Raw genomic sequence first — 22,692 nt, forward strand, 5'->3', positions numbered from 1 at the left:
GTATTACCTACTTTAGTACGCCAAGTGTTACCAGCCACGAAGCGTATGATCATTGGAACGGTAAATGGTTTCGTAAAACCAAAGCCTGTAACGATCCTGAATTTGCTATTGATGTTAGCCATAAAAACTTAAAGCACGGCTTGCTGTGTGAAGACGGTATTTGGCGCCAAATGCTCACTGTGCACGATGTGGTGAATTCAGGCTTTGACCGCATTGATATCAGTGTACTTGAAAACGAATACTCGCTAGATGAGTTTAATAACTTGTTTATGTGTAAGTTTATTGATGATGCACACAGCGCGTTTAACTTAAAACAATTAATGAACTGTGTAGGCGACTCAACCAAATGGACTGACTTTGATTTAGAGTATGAGCGCCCTTATGGTTTAAAACCTGTCGTTATTGGGTTTGATCCTGCCCGCTTTGGCGACAAAGCCAGTGTTGCCGTACTCAGTGCCCCCATGAAGCCAGGCGAAAAATTCCGCCTGCTTGAAGCAATCGATTTAAGCGGCAATGACTTTGAAGCCATGGCCGCTGAAATAAAGCTCCTCACCGAAAAATACAACGTGGTCCATATTGGCGTAGATACCACCGGCATAGGGTACGGCGTGTGGGAGCTTATCACTAAGTTTTACCCTAACGCAGAGCCTATTCATTACAACCCAATTATTAAAAACCGCATGGTGATCAAGGCAATCAACGTTATTCAAAACCGTCGCCTTGAGTTTGACCAGGACGCGGTAAATATTGCCAGCTCGTTTATTAATATTCGCCGCAAAGTGGTTGGCGATCAAATTACCTATGCCACAAACCGCACCGCCACCACCGGCCATGCCGATATTGCATGGGCAATTATGCACGCCATGTTATTTGAACCACTCGACGGCAACGCCCTTAACCGTCAAACCTCTGTAGGAATTGCAGCTTAATGACCAAACCACGATTACAAGTAAGTAACGGCCAAGCGCCTAACTACAATCAACGCACCGCAATGACCGATTCATTTAGCTTTGGTGATCCTGAGCCCTGTTTAGATAACCGGCTAACCGATTACGTTGGGGTATTTAGCGACAGCAACGGCATTTATGCACCGCCCATTAGTTTGCACGGCTTGGTTAAGTTGCTGCGAGTAAATGCCCAGCATGGGCCAATACTCTACTTTAAGCGCAACATGATCTTAAAGTGGTATAAACCAAACCCGCTATTGAGCCACCAAGCCCTTAGCAAGTTTGCGTTTGATTTACTGTGGAGCGGTAACGCGTATTTACAGATTATTAAAAACGCCTTTGGGCAAGTCATTAAACTGCGCCATTTGCCCGCCCTCACTATGCGCTATACAGATAAACGCGGGGTGTATGCGCAATTAAGTAACCAAAGCCATGAGCCTATTTATTTTAATGCCGGTGAAGTTATACACGTAAAAGAGTATGACCCCGCCCAAGGCATTTACGGCATGCCGCAATATTACGGTGGTATTCAATCAGCGTTACTCAATGAAGATGCCACGCTATTTCGCCGTCGCTATTACAAAAACGGCGCGCACATGGGCTTTATATTTTCAATGGCTGACCCGTTCATGAGCCTAGAAGATGAAAACGCACTAAAAAAAGCCATTCAAGACAGTAAAGGCGTGGGCAACTTTAGGAGTTTATTTTTAAACTTTAGGGGACAAAAAGCCGATGCTGAAAAGTCATTAAAAATAACCCCTGTGGGCGACATATCAACTAAAGACGAATTTGAGCGCATTAAAAAAATCACCCTAAACGACATGCTCAGTATGCACCGGGCACAAGAAGCACTAAGCGGCCAATCATCTGGCGACAGCCCCGGCTTTGGTGATTTAGACAAAATCACCCGCGCTTATTACAACAACGAAGTTGTGCCCCTGCAGCAAGATGTTTTAGGGATCAATAACTACTTGCCTACTGCACAGCACATTGATTTTAAAGAGCCTGAGTATTCAGACCTAAACCCAACACCTAAGGAAAGCGCATGAGCTGGATTGATGTTATCGAATTTATAAAACAATGGGGGCGATTACTTATGTTGAGTTTTTTAGCAGCCGCAATCCAAATGTATTTGAGCAAACGGCAATTTACGTTTTTTCATTACTTTATGAGTGTATTAATTGCGATATTTGCAGCCTACCTATCAGCCATGTTTTGTGAATGGCGCGGGTTTGATGAAAACCTAAAAACAGGCGTGATTGGGGTAACAGCCTACGCTGCCCCGCACTTGCTTGAAGGGTTCGACAAGCTAATAAAAGCCTTTAGTAAAGACCCTAAAGCGTTTATTAAATTGATCAGGGGGATAAAATAATGGGATGGTTAAAAACACTGGTTTCATTTATCACAGACCCAATAGCCGATTTAACCGGCGGCTATGTTGAGCGTAAACGCATAGCGGCTGAAATGGCCGCTGATGTAGCACGTGCTGAAAACAATTTCAAAATTGCCCAGTTTAATGCTAAAGCAAAGCGCTGCATGCAAGCCGAGCAAAACGACGCGGACTATGACTTGCTGGTGCTGAAGAACCGCGACAAAACCATCATGGATGAAGTGATCATTTTATTCTTTTTGGGTTTGTTTGTGTGCCATTTTATACCTGCCATGCAACCGTATATGCAAAAAGGCTGGCAAGCCATGGGCTATAACGGCGCGCCCTGGTACTTTGAATTTGTGATTGTCGGTATTGCCGTTTCAACGCTTGGGCTAATGCGGTTGTTTAGAGCGTTTTGGGGGAATCGGGATAAAAAGCAAAGCGCTACTAGTTAGCGCTTTTAAATATAATCCCCTTGAGTTATTTTTTCGGCAAAGTCTGATATAACTTCGCTATCCAAGAATCAAATTTTTTGCCTTGTTCATATAGCATCACATCATACATTTCAGGATTTAGTATTAAAAATGTCTCCTTAAACAAACTAAAATCAAGGTCATCCATTTTTTTATCTTTTTTTATTCTTAAAAATATTTTTGTGAAATCTTTTGATTCGTAACCAATATTTTTCTTCCCTAAAGATAATGGTCGCCCCTTTTTTTCTATACCAAACGACTGAGCCACTTTAAATGCCTCTTCCTTCACTTTAAATACTTTGTCGTGTAACGCAAGGCGAGTAATTACATCTATTGATTGTTGGCATTTAAAATGTTTTAAAGCTTGTAATGCTGAAAGGCGTTTTTTCCAATCATATTTACAATTAGCATTTTTAACTAACTCTTGTATGTTTGCTGGTGTTTTATTTTGTATTTCCATTTTATTCCTTTAAATTATATAGTTACTAAAAAGTTATATGCCTATTGATTAACCTAACCAAGCTCTTTCTTTCAACCTTTGGGGCAATCGCATTAAATAAGTCTGCGCTCTAAGCTATATTCGCATAGCATGAAAAATAAGCCTAATGAACGTAAGTAGCATCAATGTGACAACCAACTAAAGTTAAGGAGTTCAGTAACTCCCTTATAATTTTTCTGTCAGATGATTTGGGCTTTAGTATCGTAAAACTAATTTCATAAAAGTCACCTCTAACATCAGACTTTTCAAAAGATACTTCTGGTGAGGTGGTGTTTGCTCGATAGTTTTTAACGATCAATCCTTTTAACTCCTCTAACTCTTCTTCATTGGCTTGAATGTTATAAATGTTTACATCTAATTTAGCTTTTCCATCTAATGCATTATTCATTGTAACTCCTGTGATGTAATTGTTATTTACGCATATTAATAATAGCCTAACCGCTGGATATTAGGTAAAAATACTTAGTTGTAATTTGCGAATAAGGAGTAATTAGCTCCCTATATGTAACAGGCATTTACACAGTTTTTTTACATCCATCAAGTAACAATCTAGTCAAAATTTACTACTTATAAATTTCATAAAATATAAAATTAATTAGGGATTTGGCTTTTCCAATGTTCAAGCACGTCTATACAGTCGATAAATTTTTCATCTACTTGTTCATCTTTATTCTCTAAAATATTTAACGCATCGCCATATGCTTCAACCAAAAATAAATGCTCATTTTCAGTAGTGCGTTTACTTGTACCTATATGGTTTATTTCAAGTTTCAGTCTTTTAACTATCCTATCATTATGAGTCTCCCACTCTGCATCTGAAAAATCCTCATTAGGTAACAGTAGGTTTAACTCAACCAATAAAGCGTCGACTCTTTCTTTTATTAATTCTAATTTCATATCCTGCCTTTTTGAATACCATTCAATTTCTAATGCATGTTCAAATTTACCTGCAACAACTTCCAGTCGGTTAAGTGCCCTTGTGAAATTTGGCCCCTTCACACCATTAAGCGTTGCTGCATTGGTCTTGCTGATACCGCGAACCAAGTAATCACTGAGTGCCGCTTTTATATCTTCGCTGGTACTTTTACCAAACGATAAAAGTGCATCTAATCGCTCTTGGCTTTGTGAGCCTTTGTGTAAATATTTCATAATTTATTTATCACTTAACTGATAATAAATTAATGATATTTCAATATTAGGTAAATCACCAGCTATTTGATCTTTTTGTTGTCACTTTATTGTCAAACATTGTCACTTTTTGACAATGCGATCTTTTTAAAATCACTTACAGATCCTTTTACTGGGCTGGCTGGCGATTAATAGTATGTCACTGGGGTTGTCAATTTGACGCGTTTTTTGCACGAAAGCGGAAGGCGAGGAGGAGTGAATTTTTCGCCCTTTTGGTTCTCAGCAGCTGGCCTTTCGAGTCAACTAAATATAATGCTTTGTGCTTTAGAGCGGGACTAACCCGCTAATTAAATTAATGATGGATGAAGTCGTAAGGAATACTGAGGTTGATAGTAAAGCCTACAGTCAATTTAAACTATTTATAGGCATTTATTGTTCAATTCAACTATATGTTGCGTCTGAATTTATATGTGGCTTGTAGTCATAATGATATGTAATTATTTCACGCGCCACAGCAGGAAACTCTATAGCTTCATCTTTCTTTCCCATAAAACAAATTGCTGCTACTTTGCAGATATCTTTCTGTTGTCTTTGGATGTACACATCTGGTGGTTCAGAAATATTGCATTCACCTTCATCAGCCCAATCACCCTCAAGGCTTATTTTTTTTACATACACGTCAAAGCCCTTTTTCAAACCAAGAGCCTCACGAACTTTTAGTAAGCATATACCTTCCACTATCAGATATTTCGATTTTTCATTAATAGCTTGACTAAGGCTATCTAACTTTAAACTGCCAAAGTAAGAACCCTGATTCGGGACCAAGTAATCATCAACATGAATAACATTGTACTTTAATTTTTTTGCTAGCTCTGTTGCCAAATAACTCTTTCCTGAGCCATCCTTTCCATCAATCCAAATTATTGTAACTGCCGATAAATATCTAATATGCTTAATTAGATCTTCCATGCCTTACTCACTCATAAATATTGCTGCATAATGCTCCCTGCCACTAACTACCTTAGACACACTTAAAGTGAAGGGCCTGACTTACTATTTAATAATTTTCTTCTTCTAAATCAAGATTAATATTAATGTGTTTTGACTTATCAGGGTTAAACAAACCATCAGCAATATATTCACAATAGTCTGGCTGCCAATGGATTTGACCAGTTTTAACTCTTTCACCCCATTCATCCCATTTTTTCTTATTATCTGATGCATCATAAGCTTCACTAAAACTAATACCGTGAATTTCTTTAAATCGCTTGTTAAATTCGATGTTCAATAATCGCGCTTTATCATCTTCGAGTTTTCTAATTCGTTCATCTTTTGCACCAGAGTCTTTAACCGCTATATAAATAATTAAAACAATAAATCCAAAAACAACAGCTTCAATAATCCAACCCATATTTAGCCCTTTGAATTAATATAAATTATGCTCATATTTTACAGCTGCTTTATGGTTTGTCACAAACTAAATCACTGTATATAATAACAGTGTATTTTATTAACGATTGGTAGTTATTATGGCGCGGGTTACTTGTCCAAATTGTGAAGCTAAAGCAATAATTACGTCACGCGAAAAGCAAAGCGCGCATGTTGTTAATTTGTATTGCTCATGTACCAATACAAAAGAGTGCGGGGCTACGTTCCGCATTACCCAATCGTTTGATCACTTCTTGAACCCACCATGTAAAACTACTGCGCAACTTGCCGCGGCGCTTATTAAAAATTTACCTCGAGAACAACAATTAGAATTGATAGGACTTTAAATATTTTGTTTTCAATTGCTTATGCTTTAACAATGTAAACACCTAAAATTTAAGTTGCACAGCATAGACATCCAAAATATTCTAGTTTCAACATTGAAACAAAGCAGTAATACATCAATGGAAGGACTGCCCCATACATGCAATATGGGACAGTGAAGTCACTTGCTAAGATTTCAGCGAAGCGCTTATGTTTGCAAAAAAAGCTTAGCTGATTCTGGAATTTTGAGCAAGCCACATCTAAAAATTGGAGGATAATAAATTGAAAATCAATTTATCCTTAGAGATTTCAGATCGTGCAATTATTAATGTTACACACTTAATAATTGCAGTCAGTTCATTGTTCGCAATGTAATTAATTAGGGCTAAATTTATTTAGCCCTTTTTTTTTAATACTTTGCTAACTGATCACCTGCTTGGCCTAGTGGGGCTAAAAATCGAGTGTTGTCTGGTGTAGGGTGGCCGTAGAGTTGGGCGCGTTTTTTGGCGTTAAACTCGCGTATGTAGCCTTCTTTAATATCGGCGCCTAGGTTTAGGTCCATCATTAAAAAGGTTAGGCCGTCTTTGGTTATGTAAAAAACAAACTGGCCGCTGGTTATGTCCCCTATCAACTCCGCGCTAAAGTTGCTGTATTTAAAATCGGTTGAGCATTTTAAGTTACGTATTAAATCAATTATTTCATCATGTGGGCGGTCAAATATACGTGCCACGTTTAAAGAGCATGTGGCTATGGTGCTGCCCAGTTCTATGCAAGGATCTTTTATTGCCAGTGCTTTGGTGTGGTTAACATTGCTAAAAGCTACATCTGTATCAAAATATGGGTGTGGTGTATGTTGCGGCAGTGCTGGGGTAATTGGTTTTGTTGGTAGACCGTAGAGTTTATTAGCCATTTGGTTAAACGCATTTATGTAGGCCTCTTTAATCAGGGCTGCTTTTTTGCCCGTAAAACCCATGACCAAAAACATAAAGCCGTCTTTCGTCATTTGATACACTTTTGATTTACGCTTTACCGCGCCAGCCTGCACCGTTTCTACGTGGGCTGAAAAGTTAGCCGACGCAAATTTATCTGAACAATCTAAGTTTTCAATCTTTTGAATTACGTTTTTATGTAGTTTGCCAAACGCTTCTGCAACTTTACTAGACGCGGTTAATAACTGGTTATTTTCGTTAGTGATGGCATCACTAGGCAGAATATAAATATTAGTCATGGTATGACTCCTCGAGTAAAAATCGAAGTTCATCACCAACTTTCCACGATTGGTGGTGAACTGAACAAGGGTGGAAATACCGTACTCAAGGAAACGGCCCGCCGAAGCGGCCTCGCCCAGCTCACCATAATATAGGTATGCTAAAGCCACGCATTAAAAAACCAGCTAAAAAGCTGGCGACTATGCGCCTTGAGATATGCGGATTTCCACGTCCGGCACTGGATTTTGCCAGTGCCTTTTTACTATAGCCCCGCACAAGGCGCACTGTCAATTACAAAAATGCTCTGATCAAATACCAACAGCAAGCTTATGAATCATCTCTGCGTATTTTTTATGCTCTTCTTGTGACAAGTCATTATTGAAATGATAAGTCCTTCCTCTTATATTTATGGGAAGGAAGTCGTCTTCATTGTAAATATCAATTTGAGTTTGAGAAACAAAAATTATACCTTTAACATTATCTGCCATCTTTATTGGAGCTGGCATTTTTGAATAAATAACGGCTTCCATTTCAGACGTAAGATAACTCGATACAATTTTTTCAAAGTTCTTATCCGAAGCGATGCATTTCAAAATTGCCAGCGGATCATCAACTTTTTTATACATCAATTGATAATTCTGAATAAAACGTTTCACTAAGAAATCTGTAAAACTTAGTAATTTATCTTGGTTAATTAGTTCGGAAACATTCATAGCAACAAATCCAAACTTTGCTTCTTTATCGTCAACCCTTGTATTTATTTGTTTTGAAGCTTCTGAAAATCTGGTTTTCAATTTGTTTTTACTACTAATATACTTACACTCAATGGCAATTTTTTCATCAATAATTAAATCGCTTTTACCTATCATACTTATACTTTTAGTTTCTTCTAAACCTAAAGCGAAACTTAAGGCCGTAGTAAATTCGAATAAGTAATGGTTATACTTATGCTTACTATCTGAATCTTGACAATATGAGCCTCCAATAATCTCAATTAGGTCTTTTATCTCGTATTTAATTTTTATATTACTAATAAACATTTGATTTATTTGATTATATTTATAAATCAACTTAATTAGATAGAGCTGATTTTCATATTTCAGAGCCTGAAAATTATCTAAATCCTTTTTAATTTTCCACATTTTTGTTCTTCTAATATCAAAACCCTTTTCTTCTTCCTGAACCACTTTTTCTAAATTATTTAAGAGTGAATTAAAAGACTCTTTTAAACTTTCAAAAGTGTCGGTTTTGTTACTGGAGCTCATCATATTATTTTCCTTACATTAAAATGACTTATAAAACATCAAGCCATCATGTCCATTGCCCACCAGTCATTATCACTGATGGCCGTTGCTTCACCGCTCAATACTAATCGAGCTAAATCTAAATCACCAATAATGTCGGCGTGACCGTGTTTAAATTGAGTGCTTGATGGTGCGGTTCGGCCATCAATTTGAGCGTATGAATACGCTAAGTCGTAAAGTTCGCGCGCATAAGTAAAGTGCTGTTCGCTTACGATTACTTGTATTGTTTTTTGCGGCTTGGTTAAGTCGAGCTTTTCAAAGCTGTATAAGTCGTTGCCTTGCATGTGATACACGCGATCCCCCATAACCACTGTTCCGCCTTGGTTAAGGGTTTGGGTTTGCTGGGTGTTGAGGAGGTTAAACGCATGGTTACACTGTATTGATTCTTGCTCGCCCGCTAATTTGTACTGTTTTTGTGCCTCAGTGCGCGCTATTGACTCAATAGACTGGCGGCGATGCTCTTTAAGCTGTGCTTGGGCGTCCAGTATTAGCAATTTACCGTCTTGTATTAGGTAAATTTGGCCGTTTCGCCTGATCCTTTTACCTGCTATTAGATCCTTTTTAACGTTAATGATCTCTTTTTTAGAAAAACCGATCATGTCTAGCAATAATTCGTCTCTATGCCCCACGCTGCAAGGCGTACAATTATTCCCACTAGTCCAAGCTAGGTCAGCTGCGCTGACGGTGTTGGCATCCTGCCCATCAATTACAGCTGTGTCGCTATTTGCTGCGGTGCCTATGGTTTGCTTAGACCAGGTATGTAAACGAGTTACCAACGTGCAAAGGCCTGTTGTATCTTCAACGCCTTTTAAGCGTTTGGTAAATTCGGCATATTCGTTGCCGTATTCCGTACATTGATAAGCGGGTTTAAAACGGGCATCGCGGCCAATACCAAAGCCACCCATTAAGGTAACAAAGGTTTTAAAGTCGCCTTTGTCTGCCGCTTGGCGAACTTGCTCTAACTGCTCGTTGCCTTGCACTTCTTCGCGCACTCGGCGCAACTCGCGCCAAATGGTAATAGAGGGTGATTTTTGAAACTGGAATTGCCTAATGCCCCACGTGCTGGCCCATGCTTTAACCGGGTTAACTGCTTGGGTGAGTTTTTCGCCTGTTTCTGCGTCGTATTCGTTTGCCAGTGCAAAACCGTCAATATTCTTACTTACGTACTTGGCAACATAGGCCGCCGCCCCGCCCGACTTTTTGCCGTCTTTACCGACTTTTGCGGGTAGCATTTTAATGGCGGTATAGCGTGGGCTACTTGGGTTATAGTTTTTAATTGGCTCGCGGGTGTAAACACCTTTTGATTTATTTAAACCCCAAATACGGCGCGACTTTGTGTATTGCGCACGGTATTTTTTGCGGTTTTTAAATCGCTCAAAAAACACAGCGCGGTCATCGCGGGTAAAGTAGCGGCGTAGCAAGTGGTTAACTTTGTCGTAGTAACGGGTTGGCATCCATAAAAGCATGTGCCAGTGGGTGCAACCGTCGGCGTGTGGTTCGGCTACACGTATACCAAAATACGGTATTTCAAGGCGGTCTAACTTGGCGCGGGCTTGTGAATATAACCAGTTTAAATACTGGCTTGCCTCTTTGGGTGTTGAGCCGTCCCACGTTGGCGAATTTGCATGAAAACGACTTGGCGCAGTAATGTTATAAAAGCCACCTGTGTAGCCCATTTCGTCGGCGAGTTCTTCGGTTTCGCGTATGCGCAGCATTAGCTCGTTTCGCATATTTTCAGGGTTGGCAATACCTGCTTCAACCGCTTTCATTAGCGAGATCACATCGTTTTTTTCATTAACGAGTTCAAGGCTTTCTAGGTAGCGCTGGCCGCGTTCGCGGTTGGTGGTGTATTCAGCAAGGGCTTGTTTTGAGCAATAGGCGTTAATGCCACGGCGTTTATTTTTAGTGCCGTGTTTTTTATCGTGAGTGGCGAATAGATCTTTGCCTACTTCGCCGGTAGCTATTTCTAAATGTTCAAGGTAACGGCTGCGAATAGTTTTAAGCTTACGCGCCCACCATTTATGATCTTGTGCTTTTAAAAGCGCTACTTCGGCATCGGGGATTGTTAAGTATTCGGCCTTTTCTGCAAACTGGAGTTGTACGCCAAATTGCTCAGCAAACTCGCTTACTTTGTCGTAAAAGTCGGTTGCGTCCCATGTTGTTTGTTCAAGTGCAAGGTCGCCTAATATCTCGGTTACTTGGCGAGACAAAACACCTGCGTGTTTTTTGGTTTTGTCTGCATTGGCGAGTATGTGCCAAGGCAATGGCATATTATTTACAATTCGCTCGAGTATTTTTAGCCGTGGTTTTAATGTGTTTACAGTGCGGCGTAACCAGTCATTTGCGCCAAATTGGCTGCGTAAACTGGTGGTGTCGTATCTATCAATAAACCGTTTAGCTACGCGCATTTGCAATGGTTTAGGCACATTGCACAAGCACTTATAAACAAAGGCCACTTGCTCGGCGTCATCGATGGCAGTAATTACAGACATAGCCGCTTTTGAAACCTGACCATTTACCAGCTTTTGTAAAAGAGCGGTGTGATCGGCCTGCGGCTCGTCCTTCTTTTGCGCTAATACCTCGCGGTGCTTAGCGGTAAACTCTAACCCTTGGGCACATTGGCGAACAAAACTGGCTTGTATGCTGGGCGCGCGTTTACAGTCGATAATGTCTTTTACTATGTAATTATGGTGGTTGTTGTTATGCACTTTTTTAAGTGCCGACTTTGCCGATTTACTTAGTTTTAGGTCGGTAACATCTATGCGGTGTTCAATACTTTTAAGCGCATCATAAAACCAAATGTGGGCTTGCTCACTTGGGTTTATGGGCTCGTTTTTATACCAGGCATCATCAGCGGGCGTGATTTTAGCAAGGTACTGTTTAACCATTTTATATTGGGTATACGCAGTAAAACGGCTAAGGCCGCTTACTAAAAATGCTCTGTGCTCTGAGTCGTCAACGGCTTTAACCAAAGTTAAAGCCGCTGTGCATACGTCAAAGTGAGTTATGGGCCATAAGCTCACGGTTAATTAAACTCGATTATCGCACACTCAATCAACGCGGGTTCGCCGTGAACTTGGGCGGCATCAAGTGCTGTTGCCATTTGGTCATACACTGGCGCGTATTCAGTATGATCAACGACAATCATTTGTACCACTGGCATAAAGTCAGTAAGGCAGTTTTCACATTCCATGAGCATCGCAACTGTTGGGCGTTTGTTTAAATTGCGAATAGTAAAATTAACTTGGTCTACAGCGTGTAAAACAATCTTGATTAGTAATTGCTGATTTTTATATAGATCTTGGTCTTTGATAGTGTTCATTTTTAGTATTCCTTTGGGGTTAAAACGGAATGTCGTTTAATTCGTTGGGTAAGTGTATTTGGTGAAAAACTTCTACATGCTTGACGTTATGATGATCTTGAATCATGTATTCTTTATATGAATAGTTAAGCCAATTATCTTCACGCTCTGCCTCTTCTATTGATTGTGATGAGCCAATGCAATCAAACCGCGCTGATATTTCTGGCGCGTATTTTTCAAGTTCTTCGGTTGCTATCTTGTGATCAACAGAAAACAACTTTCCATAGTTCCACGTTTTCTCACAATCAACTAAATACCTAAGTGCCGCTTTTGCTTTTGGGTGTAGTTTCATTTTCAGCAGTTCCCAGCGTTAAATTACAAAAAGTTCAGGGGCGTGTTCATAGCCTTTGCAAAATACAAAGTGGGCGTATTCTGTTGAGTCGGTTTTACTTGGTTTTTTTGGGTCAAAGCCCGGGCGTTTACTGTGAACATAAACGGCCGCTAATGGCAGTTTTTGCCACATGGGCTTGCGTTTTTGGCTACCTAGCCAATTAAGGCGTTGCAGCATAATGACTAAACCGCCATCAAAAACCATTTCGAGTGCATGTTCGGTGAACTCTTGTGCTTTGTTGAAAGGTGGATTGGTGATGATCATGTCATAAGGTGCAAAAGGTTTAACTGCAAGGAAGTCGATACCCTTATCTTTTGCGCGTGAGTCTTCGCGAATATCCCAGCTATTAATATTAAAGCCGTGTTTTTCTAATACGGTTGGATAACTCATTGGGTATTTATCACACCCGCCCGCACTTGGGTCTAACACTAATGGGTATTCTTCTGGGTCAAAGCGAAAACGGCAGTTTTCACTAAACGCTGCTATAAAATCTTCAATTAGCCAATGCGGTGTTACGTAGTAATCATCTGCATTGCGCTGGGTTCCGCGATTAGTTGAACTCATGATCAATCCTTAGTGTGAACTAACAGTTAAGTGTGAATAGTCGGTGTTGGCATTTTCACGCGGGGCGTTTTGCACAAACTTAGCCGGTGCCATGGCGTTGGCATCGGTGAATGCTTTAACCAGTTCTTGTAACTGCAAAATGGCTTTGTGAATTTTTAAGCGGGTTTCGGCGCTAAAATTGGCAAAGCCTTTTTCAAGGTCATGGCGTTTTAGGCCTGCGGTAAAACACACTATTGTGCGCTCTTGCTCACTTAATACTTGAGTGTAAACATATTCAGGTGTGTGGCGTTCACTGCCCATAAGTGCTTTTATTTCAGCAAGGCCTTTAGGAATAGAACGACCTTCAACCGCTTTTAACAGCGTGCTTTTAGGTTGCTCTTTTTCTTTGGTAACACCACGATTTTTAATAATTTCTAGTGCTGTATTAGCCATGATTAACCTCCTAGTTTGCTTGTTGTTTGCCGTAGAACTCGTGGAACTTCTCAGCGCCTAGGCGCATCCACTCTTCAATATCTTCTTCAACCCATACCACACGGCCGCTTGATGCTTTGTGTGATTTAGGAAACTCGCCGCGTTCTATTAAGCGGTAGATTGTTGAACGGTGAATGCCGCATTTTTCTGCCACATCGGCTGGGCGTAAGTAACGGTCGTTAATAGTGATAACTTCACCGCGCAAATTTGTACGGTAGTGTTTTGATGCATCTACTTGGCTCATGCTGTTGCGCCTTCACCTAGTTTTTGTGCTTTAATTTGCTCGCCGTACTCGGCAAAGAAATGCTTAGTGTTCATTGAGCGCCATAAATTGATGTCTGATTCAAGCCAAACGGCACTGCGGTGTGATACACGCTGCGACTTAGGAAACATGCCTTTGTTCATTAGGTAGTACAGGTGAGAAAGTGAAATACCGCACATTTCTAGCACTTGTTTACGCTTTAAGAACTTTTCATCTGGGCCAACCACTTCACCCTGTAAGTTTTTTCTGTATTTTTCAGTATCCATAATTGACCTCTATCTTTATTTGTTTGGTTCCTAAACGGGCTATAATTGTGCTAATCTTTATTGTTAGGGCAGGTTATTAAGCCCAAACATATAGAAAGAACATTAAAAGAATCATTTGGTACACTATTGTATCTGAGCTAATAATAGGATCTTATAAGAACCATGTCAAACACTATTGGGCTTAAAATTAAAGCTATTCGTGAATCACTTCATTTAAGTCAGGCTAAGTTCTGCGAATTACTTGATATTGGGTTGAGTGGTTACAAGAAATATGAGTCAGGAATCTCTGAGCCTGGAGCTGGTAATTTAGAAAAAATTGCTAACCACCCACAGACAAAAATGTATTTAATGTGGTTGTTTACAGGTGAAACTAACCCAGCTGCTGGGCAAATTGCGCCAGGCGATCTAACCAGTCAACAAGGCATGTTGGATGAAGAAGAGTTTGAAAAAGAGTTTATTGATACTTCAATTAAATCGTTAATGATGTTCTTTCATCTTGATTGGTTTAAGGTAAACCCAGATAAAAAGATTGATATTAATGACTGCGGTAAATTACTGCTAAAAGACTTAAAACCAGTTATTGACGCACGCGCAACCAAACCCGCCAACAGCCAAAAAACAGCATAAAAAGTAGTCTTAAATAGTTTCATATGAGTCTTAAATAGTTTCATATAGTCTTATTTATAATTTCCTTATAACAAAATGGTATTGGCGGTGTGGTCAGTTATGCAATAGGATCGTTAATAGGGTGGTTACAGAGGTTGATTACTTATTGGTTATCTACTTCACCCCATTGCCATTTTGGTTAGCCCAGTTGCTACGCAAGAATGATCTGCCCCGCTTTATGCGGCTGAGGCCTCAAGCATTAATTTAATAATTAATGACTTGGGGCCGAATACTTTATACCTTCCAATTACCGTCTTGTCGCTTCTTTTGGTGCTTTTATATGCTTGGATTGTTCTTTCACATCTGTAGCAATTTTAAAAATAGAGCCACTTTTTCCCGGTTTATTTTTACTCATACTCTCTTCATCTAATACAAAAGCGCTTGTTACGTGAATTCTAGCAAGTCTATTCTCTTTAAATATGCATAAGCAGATTTTACACAATTGCTCTTTATCTTCGAGAACAATTTTAGATTCAAAAATGAAATGTTTATTTTGGGCGGTTTGGTAAATATCATAACCAGCATCAAGCTTTTCTATTATAGACCTTAAAGCTTTAGATAAAGTATATCGTTCAATGTTAAAGTCCCTTTCTTCATGACTGTCTGAAACTTTAAACGGTATAGAGTATTTCTGATCATTCTTAGCAAAGCAATGGAGCCCATAGGTAACTAAAAACCTAAAGTCCTCTTTTTTCCCTTTGAAAATCACTTCATGAACATCTAAATGTTTTAAACAAATATCTTGGCCATTAATTGAAACACTTTGCCAATATTGCCTTGCTTGTACGTGATATTTTTTCAAGCCAGCTTTGCTACTTATTAAATTAGTTTGTAAGAAATTAACATAATTATGATTGTGTTTAAAACAGTTAGGAATTTAAATGCAAATAAAAACCCGCAGTAGCGGGTTATTTAACAATTTTGAATACTGGCCGTTCTTGGCGTTGAGGGATTTCTGTTGGCTGTTTTAATGCTTGACGCCTAAAGCGAATTGCTCGCTTATGCATTACGACCATTGAGTCTATTTTATCAAAGTTGTCTGGCTGTGCTAACACTTCCCCTAAGTCCATTACAATTGAATGCGCAACACCATAATCATCTTGTTGTTTTATGTAGCGCTCTGGCAAGTAATGTTTGAGCTTATGCTTTAGCTTTGTTTCAATTGCGTTTGTGTTGTGACCGCGTAGCAGTGAAAATGCTGTTATGTAGAGCATCATTATCATGCATATACTCATTACAAATAATAACGACATTAGATTTCCTCTTTCCTTATTTTACTCACTATTGTTAGTGGGTAAACAGCAATGACGCCAAGTGATGCTATATTGAGTAGCACAACGGCAACACTGTAAAACGGTGATAGCGTGCTGTTATCTAACATGCCACGCATGACAAACTGCATCATTTGTAATGCGGCTTGTGCTATCGCTAAATACAAGCATATGCGCGCTACTTTTGAGAACGTACAACCACGAATAGTGTGCAAGAAAAATAGCGTTGCGGAAAATGCTACTGAGCAACTAAACATTGAGAAGTAAAAAAACTGCCTAAGCTCTAGTTTGCTCATTTCGATAGTTAAAATGTATTGCGATAAGTGTGAGCTGACAAAGTGAAACACCATGACTGTGAGTGCTGCAATAAAGCATGAATGCATTGTGTGATCATCTGTTGAATTTAAATTGCTTTGCCCGCCAAAAAAAAGAGCAAGCCGATGCTGTTTAAATAAATACAGTATGTTTAAAACAATGGCTAGTTCAAGTATACGGATAGTCCAGCTTGTTGCTGTAAAAAAATCAATCATGGCAATTCCTTTGGGTGTTATTAACCAGCGTAAACGCTGGTTAATTTGGTCTTATTCTGCTGATGGAGGCTCTACACCATCGCCACCGCCACCGTTGTCATCACCACCAATGAATGTAGATAATAATTGCAGTGCTTTTAGTGAGCGTGTGTTTTTCATGATATTTCCTTTTACTGATTTATAGGGTTTGGGTAAGCTTTGCATTGTAGTCACATGTAAATAATGCGGCAACAAACTACTGTATATTTATACAGTATAATTTAAGCTTTTCCTATAATCCTTTTTATTAACAGAATGGAAAGTATCATAATTTTATATGTTTGCAATAAAAACTTACTTTTTGTAAGTTTTTTAAAATTAATGGCTGTTTTAAAAATAAAACTCGTTTAGTATTAGGGCAGTTCAATAAGGATGATTAGATGCTAGGCAAAACGTTAACAGCAGAACAGCAACAGGTGAGTGATATTTTTAAGCGCTTACGTGATGCCTATGGTGTTAATAAAAATGCGGCACTTGAACGACACTTATCATTAAGCAATTCTTTTTGTACCAATACTATTAATCGTGGTTCTATCCCTTATCAACTAATACATCAAACTTGTTTGGCAACTAATTTTAGTTTTGATTATTTGCTTAATGGTACTGATGATCTTGATTTAGTGACTATTGAGAATGGGCTACTTAAAAGTTTGAGCGCATTAGCAGGCAGTGGTTTTATTAAAGGCGATAACAATAATGTTGGTGCGTTGCGCAAGCTTGCTAAAATTCAATGTGAATATGTTGAAAAGGAATTTGCTATACAAAAAGACAATAACTAATTAGTTATTGCCTTCGTTATATTTTTTGTAGATTTCAGCAATTTTATATTTTTTATCGTGCTGCTTTAGTAGCTGACCTAAGCTGAGTTCTTCAGTTTCTTCCTTGTTGTTTATTTCTTCTTTGTTATTTGTTACTTCTTCGCTTATTTCATAATGTGCCATTGCTGGATTTTTAAGCGTGATTGCCGCAACTTCATTTTTTAGTTTTTGGGCTGCTGCAAAGAAACTAAGTGACTTTTCAATGTCTGGTTCTTGCTCTGCTTGAATTGTTAGCCAGATTGCCTCTACTGATTTAGCTCTCACTTGCTCGGCAAATATATTTTTACGCGCTACTAACCAGGTGCTTAAAATAAGTAAAACAGCAAATACGGCTATGGCTATATAAATTAACTCAAACATCGCGATTCCTTGGCAAACTTAACGTGAATATACACCCAAACTTAGTGCTTAGAACATAGGGATAAATCATTATAACAGCCAATGCACCGCTGATATATAGAACAATAAAACTGTATAGGTAATGAAATTGTGAATATTCTTGCTGCAGGTTTAAGCCAACTAGTTTTACCCACAACGCAAAGTGAAAAATACTTAGTATTATAAATAATTTGTTTACTGCTACATACAATGGGGTAAATACATAACTGAGGATCACGTGGGCTTTGTACATTAAAAATAATGTTAAGACGTTGGCGATCACAAAACCTAGATACACATTTTGGGCGCTGGCGGCAGATTCGTGCCGTTGTACGTAATCTAATACGTATTCCATCATCAACGCTGTTAGCAGGTAGTTTGCACAAACAAATGCGATTGTTATGAAATTACTGAACAGCTCGTTTTGCTTTAATGCTTTACGTAGTGAGTTTACAAGTGCGATTAAAAATGCGGTGGCAATAATTGCTTGGGATGAAAAAACGCTGGTGTATGGTTTGATTACTAGCCATTTCTCATAGAGTTCTTGTATAAAATCCACTTTTAAAACCCTTTACTTTTTAAGACAATGCTAAACCTTTAGGCACAAAAAAACCAGCATTTAGCTGGCTTACTTTTGAGTGCATAACTATTTTGGCTTTTTTGGGTTTAGGATGATAATTCCGCCCGAGTTTTGTATTTTTTCTTTTTTCTTTGGATTTAGGATGATTATCCCACCTGAATTTTCTAGTTTTTGTACGCTTGGCGTTGGTGTTACATCGAAAGAAAGTGCGCTTAGTAATAAGATTGAAAGTGTCATTTTATTGCTCCTTGTAAATAAGAGCTACATTCAAGCAATATTTAAGCCAGATTAATAAATATTTTTAAATTATGGTTAAATCTAATATAAAGCTTTCCCATGTTTTAATGCTTACTTGCTTTTCTTTCATGTAATCATACCTGTCGTAATGTACGCTCGATACATCAAACTTGTTATGTTGCTGCAGTATGTCGCGGTTTATTTTATCGATACCCGCTTTACCCATAAGTGTTTTACACGTTCGGCGTAGGTCGCGTGGGTTAAAATTTGGCACGTCGTTTTTCCCGCACCAACGTAGTATTGCCATTCGTATTGTTGATACGTGAGCGGTGGCTGTTGGGTTGTCACGATGAGGGAACATTTGCCCTGCTTTTCCGCTATGTTGCATTAACTCTTGGATGATTGGTATTACGGTTTCACATAGTGGCACTATGTGATCGCCCCGCTGTTTTACCTTTATACGGTTTGCGGGTATGGTGAATGTTTTGTTCTCTATGTCAAAGTCACTTACGTACGAGCCATAAACTTCGTTGACTCGTTGACCACCGAGCAACAATGCAAGCTTTATATATTGCTGGGTGTAATAAGGTAGGTCGTCAGCATTCCATACTTTTTTAAGTTCAGCTTCATTTAACCAGCGTTCGCCTTTGTTTTTTGGCGTTTCAAAATTAATGTCTCTAATGAAATTGGTTTTAATATCGTAAAGGTTGGGCTTTTTGTATTGCTCTGGTGAGTTATCAAAATCTATGGCGAATTTTAATATACTCATTAATGTACTGCGAACCAGGCGCGATTGCTCTTTTGCTCCACGGTTGTATACGCGGTAAATAATGTCGCGGGCCATATCAATAGTAAACTCATCGGGCATTAAGTCGGTTGCTATAAATGGGGTGATGTTTCTTTTTATTAGTTTATCAGTTCGGCTTATTGTTGACTCAGCCCAGCGAGTACTTATAAATACATTAAATTCATCTAGCATTTCTAGCATTGTGCGTTTTGCTGATGATGCAAAATCTGTTTTTTGGGTTTCTAATCGGTGCTCTTGTGGGTCAATATCATCACTTAATAAAGCTGATATTTCAGCATGCTTGCCACGAGCTTTTTTTAAATCAACAATTGGGTAAGTACCAAGTCCTATAACTTTACGTTTACCATTTATGTGATATTGCACCCTAAATGTTTTAGCTCCTGACTCACTTACTCTTATTTGTAAACGCCCTTCCCCATAGTTGCCAGACTCTGTTAGTACATAGCGTTTATCTTGGGCTTTGAGCGCTTTTATTGATTTATCTGTGAAGTTCATAAAATGCCATTTAAAACTGTGACCACCACATAGGTCACAGTTTTGGTATCAGTTTGGTTTGCGATAACAATAACAGAATGAGACAGTATGAACAGCTTTAGAGTAGATAAATCGAGGGATTATCAGGCTTTGCGACAAGTTAAGATTATATGAAAGCTAAAAAACGGACATCCCAAGCAACTCACACATAAAATAAATTAACCTTTAAAATTAACTTGTTAATAGCTTATAGATCTAAGCTGTACATCCGATTATTTTAGAAATTAAAAAGTACACTCACAATCGGCTCACACTGTAACACTAAGTATTGTTAAGCATTAGCAAGTGCAAGGCAAGCTTATGTTTGAGGCCTTGAGTTATACTCGTTACAAACATGTGACTAAACTCACATTATTCTCATTTAGCCACTTGATAATTAACTAATCTAACGCTACTCTAACAGAGGTGGTCTGACCTCTATTAAGGATTGAATACATGACACTCATATTTACACTTGGTTTAATCGTGCTGCTTAGCATTGCGAGTTACCACAGAGCGAGCTGGAATACTGCCCTTGGCGTTTCTATCGCAACACTTGTCATTGGTACCTTTGCAGGTGCGTTTGGCGCAATTAGCTGGTTGATCTTTTTGATCATCGCAGTGCCATTATCTGTTACTGGCATTCGTCAGCAATATATTATTAAACCTGTTTTTGCCATGTTCAAAAAAGTAACCCCTACAATGTCTGAAACTGAAAAGTCAGCCATTGATGCAGGTACTACATGGTGGGAAGCCGATCTTTTTTGCGGTCGCCCAGACTGGGATAAGTTACACCAATATCCAATGCCAAAACTAACTATCGAAGAGCAAGCCTTTATCGATGGCCCAGTTGAAGTGGTATGTGGCATGTTGGACGATTGGGAAGCAACTCACGAGTTAACCGACTTACCGCAAGATGTATGGCAATACCTTAAAGATAATAAATTCTTTGCCATGATCATCAAAAAAGAATATGGCGGTTTACAATTTTCTGCGTTTGCACAGTCATGTGTATTACAAAAGCTAACCAGTAAATCGACTCTACTTTCGTCTATTGTTGGTGTCCCTAATTCATTAGGCCCAGGCGAGTTATTACAGCACTATGGTACAAAAGAACAAAAAGATCATTACTTACCACGTCTTGCAAGTGGTAAAGAGATCCCATGTTTTGCCCTAACGTCACCAGAAGCCGGCTCTGATGCCAGTGCAATTCCAGATTATGGCGTTGTCTGTAAAGGTATGTGGGAAGGCGAGGAAGTCATTGGCTTGAGCTTAACGTGGAATAAACGTTATATCACCCTTGCGCCTGTTGCGACAGTACTTGGGCTTGCATTTAAAATGCAAGATCCCGACGGTTTATTAGGCGACACTAAAGATTTAGGCATTACCTGTGCATTGATCCCAACGGATATGCCGGGTGTTGAAATTGGCCGTCGCCACTTTCCACTGAACGTGCCGTTTCAAAATGGCCCGACTCAAGGCAAAGACATTTTTGTACCGCTTGATTACATTATTGGTGGCCCAGAAATGGCAGGCCAAGGCTGGCGTATGCTCGTTGAGTGTTTATCGGTTGGCCGTGCAATTACATTACCATCAAACTCAACCGGTGGTATTAAAACAATTGCGCTTGCCAGTGGCGCTTATAGTCGTATTCGTCGTCAATTCCGTTTACCTATTGGCCAAATGGAAGGTGTTGAAGAGTCACTTGCTAAACTTGCAGGATATGCGTACAGCTCCGATGCTGCCGTTAGCATGTCTACCGGTGCTGTTGATTTAGGTGAAAAACCATCGGTTGTATCTGCAATCATTAAATACCATTTAACCGAACAAATGCGTGACTCTACCAACTATGCGATGGATGTTCACGGCGGTAAAGGTATTATGCTTGGGCCAAATAACTATTTAGGTCGTGGCTATCAAGGTGCACCGATTGCCATTACCGTTGAAGGTGCAAATATCTTGACCCGTAATATGATTATTTATGGTCAAGGGGCTATCCGCTGTCACCCATTTGTTCTGACTGAATTGGGTGCCTGCGCAATTGAAGATCGTGAAGAAGCACTTGCGGTATTTGATAAAGCATTAATGGGTCATATTGGCTTTACACTGTCTAACCTAGTACGTACTAAGTGGATGACCTTTACTGGTGCACGCTTTGCAACTACACCATTTAAAGACGAAACAGCTGAGTTTTATCGTACCGCGTCACGCTTTAGTGCATCACTTGCACTAATGTCTGATATCAGTATGGCTGTATTTGGTGGCTCATTAAAACGTAAAGAACGTATCTCTGCTCGTTTAGGTGATTTACTTAGTTACTTATATTTAGTGTCTGCAACGCTTAAACGTTATAACGACGAAGGCCGTAAAAAAGAAGACTTACCGCTTGTACAATGGAGCTGTCAAGATCATCTTTACCACTGCCAACGTGCGCTGGCTGATTTAATTAATAACATGCCATCTGCCCCGCTACGCGCGGCACTTAAGCTTCTGTTATTCCCGTTTGGTCGCCCGGTTCGTAAACCTACCGACAAACTGGAGCATAAATTGGCACAAATACTCCAAGTACCAAGCGAAACGCGTAATCGTTTAGCAAGCTACGTATACTTGAAAAATGAGCCGCTTAACTTAGTAGGGCGTCAAGAACAAACGCTTAAAGACGTACTTGCAGTTGAGCCGTTATTTGACAAAGTATGTCGTGAAAAAGGCCTTAAACTGCCATTCTTCCAACTTGATAAAGTTGCACAAATGGGACTTGAAGCCGGTATTTTAACGCAAGCCGAAGCTGACAAGCTGGCAAGCGTTGAAAAAGCGCGCTTAGATGTTATTAACGTTGATGACTTTGACCCTGCTGATTTACTTGCAGGTAAAGCGGCACGTAACAGTGCCGCTAAAAAAGCAGATGCTGCTTAAC

At 39.4% G+C, this 22,692-nt stretch carries 29 protein-coding genes; 8 read left to right on the forward strand and 21 right to left on the reverse strand.

The window, feature by feature from the left end; genetic code table 11:
* From A7967_RS12765 to A7967_RS12780, 4 genes are all read left to right on the forward strand, one after another.
* Positions 1-929 (forward strand): phage terminase large subunit family protein (locus tag A7967_RS12765; protein WP_209438565.1); only part of this gene is annotated, 929 nt, incomplete at its 5' end.
* The gene (locus A7967_RS12770; protein ID WP_064435749.1) at positions 929-1,996 is read left to right on the forward strand and encodes a phage portal protein; all 1,068 of its coding nucleotides are present in this window, start codon (positions 929-931) and stop codon (positions 1,994-1,996) included. The genes A7967_RS12765 and A7967_RS12770, both read left to right, overlap by 1 nt.
* A complete protein-coding gene (locus A7967_RS12775; RefSeq protein ID WP_064435750.1) occupies positions 1,993-2,319 on the forward strand; it encodes a phage holin family protein in 327 nt (108 codons plus the stop codon). The genes A7967_RS12770 and A7967_RS12775 overlap by 4 nt, the downstream gene beginning before the upstream one ends.
* Positions 2,319-2,774, forward strand: coding sequence for a hypothetical protein (locus A7967_RS12780; RefSeq protein WP_064435751.1), 456 nt, complete (start codon positions 2,319-2,321; stop codon positions 2,772-2,774). Before A7967_RS12775 ends, A7967_RS12780 begins: the two co-directional genes overlap by 1 nt.
* A 25-nt stretch (positions 2,775-2,799) precedes the next feature.
* Here A7967_RS12780 and A7967_RS12785 read toward each other — a convergent pair whose 3' ends face one another.
* The 5 genes from A7967_RS12785 to A7967_RS12805 all read right to left on the reverse strand — a co-directional run bounded on the left by A7967_RS12785 (position 2,800) and on the right by A7967_RS12805 (position 5,830).
* Positions 2,800-3,252 (reverse strand): hypothetical protein, encoded by a 453-nt coding sequence (locus tag A7967_RS12785; RefSeq protein WP_064435752.1) that lies wholly within the window; start codon positions 3,250-3,252, stop codon positions 2,800-2,802.
* A 142-nt stretch (positions 3,253-3,394) separates the two neighbouring features.
* Positions 3,395-3,679 carry a hypothetical protein gene (locus A7967_RS12790; RefSeq protein WP_064435753.1) on the reverse strand — a complete coding sequence of 95 codons (285 nt, stop codon included), beginning with the start codon at positions 3,677-3,679 and terminating at the stop codon, positions 3,395-3,397.
* Between the two features lie 203 nt (positions 3,680-3,882).
* On the reverse strand, positions 3,883-4,440 hold the full coding sequence (locus tag A7967_RS23370) for a hypothetical protein (RefSeq protein ID WP_244507100.1): 558 nt from the start codon (positions 4,438-4,440) through the stop codon (positions 3,883-3,885).
* Positions 4,441-4,860: 420 nt separating this feature from the next.
* Positions 4,861-5,388: a hypothetical protein gene (locus A7967_RS12800; protein WP_064435754.1), complete on the reverse strand. Its 528-nt coding sequence runs from the start codon at positions 5,386-5,388 to the stop codon at positions 4,861-4,863.
* 88 nt (positions 5,389-5,476) lie between these two features.
* Positions 5,477-5,830, reverse strand: coding sequence for a hypothetical protein (locus A7967_RS12805; protein WP_064435755.1), 354 nt, complete (start codon positions 5,828-5,830; stop codon positions 5,477-5,479).
* 118 nt (positions 5,831-5,948) lie between these two features.
* Here A7967_RS12805 and A7967_RS12810 point away from each other — a divergent pair, with 118 nt between their 5' ends.
* A complete protein-coding gene (locus A7967_RS12810) occupies positions 5,949-6,194 on the forward strand; it encodes an ogr/Delta-like zinc finger family protein (protein ID WP_064435756.1) in 246 nt (81 codons plus the stop codon).
* Positions 6,195-6,580: 386 nt separating this feature from the next.
* On the opposite strand, the gene A7967_RS22395 is transcribed toward A7967_RS12810, so the two are convergent.
* From A7967_RS22395 to A7967_RS12855, 9 genes are all read right to left on the reverse strand, one after another.
* Positions 6,581-7,399 (reverse strand): Rha family transcriptional regulator, encoded by an 819-nt coding sequence (locus A7967_RS22395; RefSeq protein ID WP_082916333.1) that lies wholly within the window; start codon positions 7,397-7,399, stop codon positions 6,581-6,583.
* A 288-nt stretch (positions 7,400-7,687) separates the two neighbouring features.
* The gene (locus A7967_RS12820) at positions 7,688-8,647 is read right to left on the reverse strand and encodes a hypothetical protein (RefSeq protein ID WP_064435757.1); all 960 of its coding nucleotides are present in this window, start codon (positions 8,645-8,647) and stop codon (positions 7,688-7,690) included.
* A gap of 35 nt (positions 8,648-8,682) precedes the next feature.
* Positions 8,683-11,706 (reverse strand): replication endonuclease, encoded by a 3,024-nt coding sequence (locus A7967_RS12825; RefSeq protein WP_064435758.1) that lies wholly within the window; start codon positions 11,704-11,706, stop codon positions 8,683-8,685.
* 2 nt (positions 11,707-11,708) lie between these two features.
* Positions 11,709-12,005, reverse strand: coding sequence for a hypothetical protein (locus tag A7967_RS12830; RefSeq protein WP_064435759.1), 297 nt, complete (start codon positions 12,003-12,005; stop codon positions 11,709-11,711).
* Positions 12,006-12,024: 19 nt separating this feature from the next.
* A complete protein-coding gene (locus A7967_RS12835; protein ID WP_064435760.1) occupies positions 12,025-12,336 on the reverse strand; it encodes a hypothetical protein in 312 nt (103 codons plus the stop codon).
* An 18-nt stretch (positions 12,337-12,354) separates the two neighbouring features.
* Positions 12,355-12,939: a hypothetical protein gene (locus A7967_RS12840; protein WP_064435761.1), complete on the reverse strand. Its 585-nt coding sequence runs from the start codon at positions 12,937-12,939 to the stop codon at positions 12,355-12,357.
* A gap of 9 nt (positions 12,940-12,948) precedes the next feature.
* Positions 12,949-13,371, reverse strand: coding sequence for a hypothetical protein (locus A7967_RS12845; protein WP_064435762.1), 423 nt, complete (start codon positions 13,369-13,371; stop codon positions 12,949-12,951).
* A 10-nt stretch (positions 13,372-13,381) separates the two neighbouring features.
* Positions 13,382-13,654, reverse strand: a complete 273-nt coding sequence (locus tag A7967_RS12850; RefSeq protein WP_064435763.1) for a helix-turn-helix transcriptional regulator — start codon at positions 13,652-13,654, stop codon at positions 13,382-13,384.
* A complete protein-coding gene (locus A7967_RS12855) occupies positions 13,651-13,938 on the reverse strand; it encodes a helix-turn-helix transcriptional regulator (protein WP_064435764.1) in 288 nt (95 codons plus the stop codon). Before A7967_RS12855 ends, A7967_RS12850 begins: the two co-directional genes overlap by 4 nt.
* A 162-nt stretch (positions 13,939-14,100) precedes the next feature.
* Here A7967_RS12855 and A7967_RS12860 point away from each other — a divergent pair, with 162 nt between their 5' ends.
* Positions 14,101-14,565, forward strand: coding sequence for a helix-turn-helix domain-containing protein (locus A7967_RS12860; RefSeq protein ID WP_064435765.1), 465 nt, complete (start codon positions 14,101-14,103; stop codon positions 14,563-14,565).
* 286 nt (positions 14,566-14,851) lie between these two features.
* Here A7967_RS12860 and A7967_RS12865 read toward each other — a convergent pair whose 3' ends face one another.
* From A7967_RS12865 to A7967_RS12875, 3 genes are all read right to left on the reverse strand, one after another.
* Positions 14,852-15,406: a YjaZ family protein gene (locus A7967_RS12865; RefSeq protein ID WP_064435766.1), complete on the reverse strand. Its 555-nt coding sequence runs from the start codon at positions 15,404-15,406 to the stop codon at positions 14,852-14,854.
* Positions 15,407-15,512: 106 nt separating this feature from the next.
* Complete coding sequence (locus A7967_RS12870; RefSeq protein ID WP_064435767.1) at positions 15,513-15,857, reverse strand: hypothetical protein; 345 nt, start codon at positions 15,855-15,857, stop codon at positions 15,513-15,515.
* A complete protein-coding gene (locus tag A7967_RS12875) occupies positions 15,857-16,405 on the reverse strand; it encodes a hypothetical protein (protein ID WP_064435768.1) in 549 nt (182 codons plus the stop codon). Before A7967_RS12875 ends, A7967_RS12870 begins: the two co-directional genes overlap by 1 nt.
* A 419-nt stretch (positions 16,406-16,824) precedes the next feature.
* Here A7967_RS12875 and A7967_RS12880 point away from each other — a divergent pair, with 419 nt between their 5' ends.
* A complete protein-coding gene (locus tag A7967_RS12880) occupies positions 16,825-17,223 on the forward strand; it encodes a helix-turn-helix domain-containing protein (protein ID WP_064435769.1) in 399 nt (132 codons plus the stop codon).
* Here A7967_RS12880 and A7967_RS12885 read toward each other — a convergent pair whose 3' ends face one another.
* The 4 genes from A7967_RS12885 to A7967_RS12895 all read right to left on the reverse strand — a co-directional run bounded on the left by A7967_RS12885 (position 17,224) and on the right by A7967_RS12895 (position 19,760).
* Positions 17,224-17,622, reverse strand: coding sequence for a hypothetical protein (locus A7967_RS12885; protein ID WP_064435770.1), 399 nt, complete (start codon positions 17,620-17,622; stop codon positions 17,224-17,226).
* Positions 17,615-18,199 (reverse strand): hypothetical protein, encoded by a 585-nt coding sequence (locus A7967_RS12890; RefSeq protein ID WP_064435771.1) that lies wholly within the window; start codon positions 18,197-18,199, stop codon positions 17,615-17,617. Before A7967_RS12890 ends, A7967_RS12885 begins: the two co-directional genes overlap by 8 nt.
* 87 nt (positions 18,200-18,286) lie before the next feature.
* Positions 18,287-18,457, reverse strand: coding sequence for a hypothetical protein (locus tag A7967_RS23020; protein WP_157756412.1), 171 nt, complete (start codon positions 18,455-18,457; stop codon positions 18,287-18,289).
* A gap of 64 nt (positions 18,458-18,521) precedes the next feature.
* Positions 18,522-19,760, reverse strand: coding sequence for a tyrosine-type recombinase/integrase (locus tag A7967_RS12895; protein ID WP_064435772.1), 1,239 nt, complete (start codon positions 19,758-19,760; stop codon positions 18,522-18,524).
* Positions 19,761-20,234: 474 nt separating this feature from the next.
* Between A7967_RS12895 and fadE the strand changes: the two genes are divergently transcribed.
* Positions 20,235-22,691: an acyl-CoA dehydrogenase FadE gene (gene fadE / locus A7967_RS12900; protein ID WP_054454223.1), complete on the forward strand. Its 2,457-nt coding sequence runs from the start codon at positions 20,235-20,237 to the stop codon at positions 22,689-22,691.
* Position 22,692: the final 1 nt, after the last annotated feature.

Origin of the sequence: Pseudoalteromonas neustonica (genome assembly GCF_001653135.1) — a bacterium.
In the GTDB taxonomy this organism is placed as follows: Bacteria; Pseudomonadota; Gammaproteobacteria; order Enterobacterales; family Alteromonadaceae; genus Pseudoalteromonas; species Pseudoalteromonas neustonica.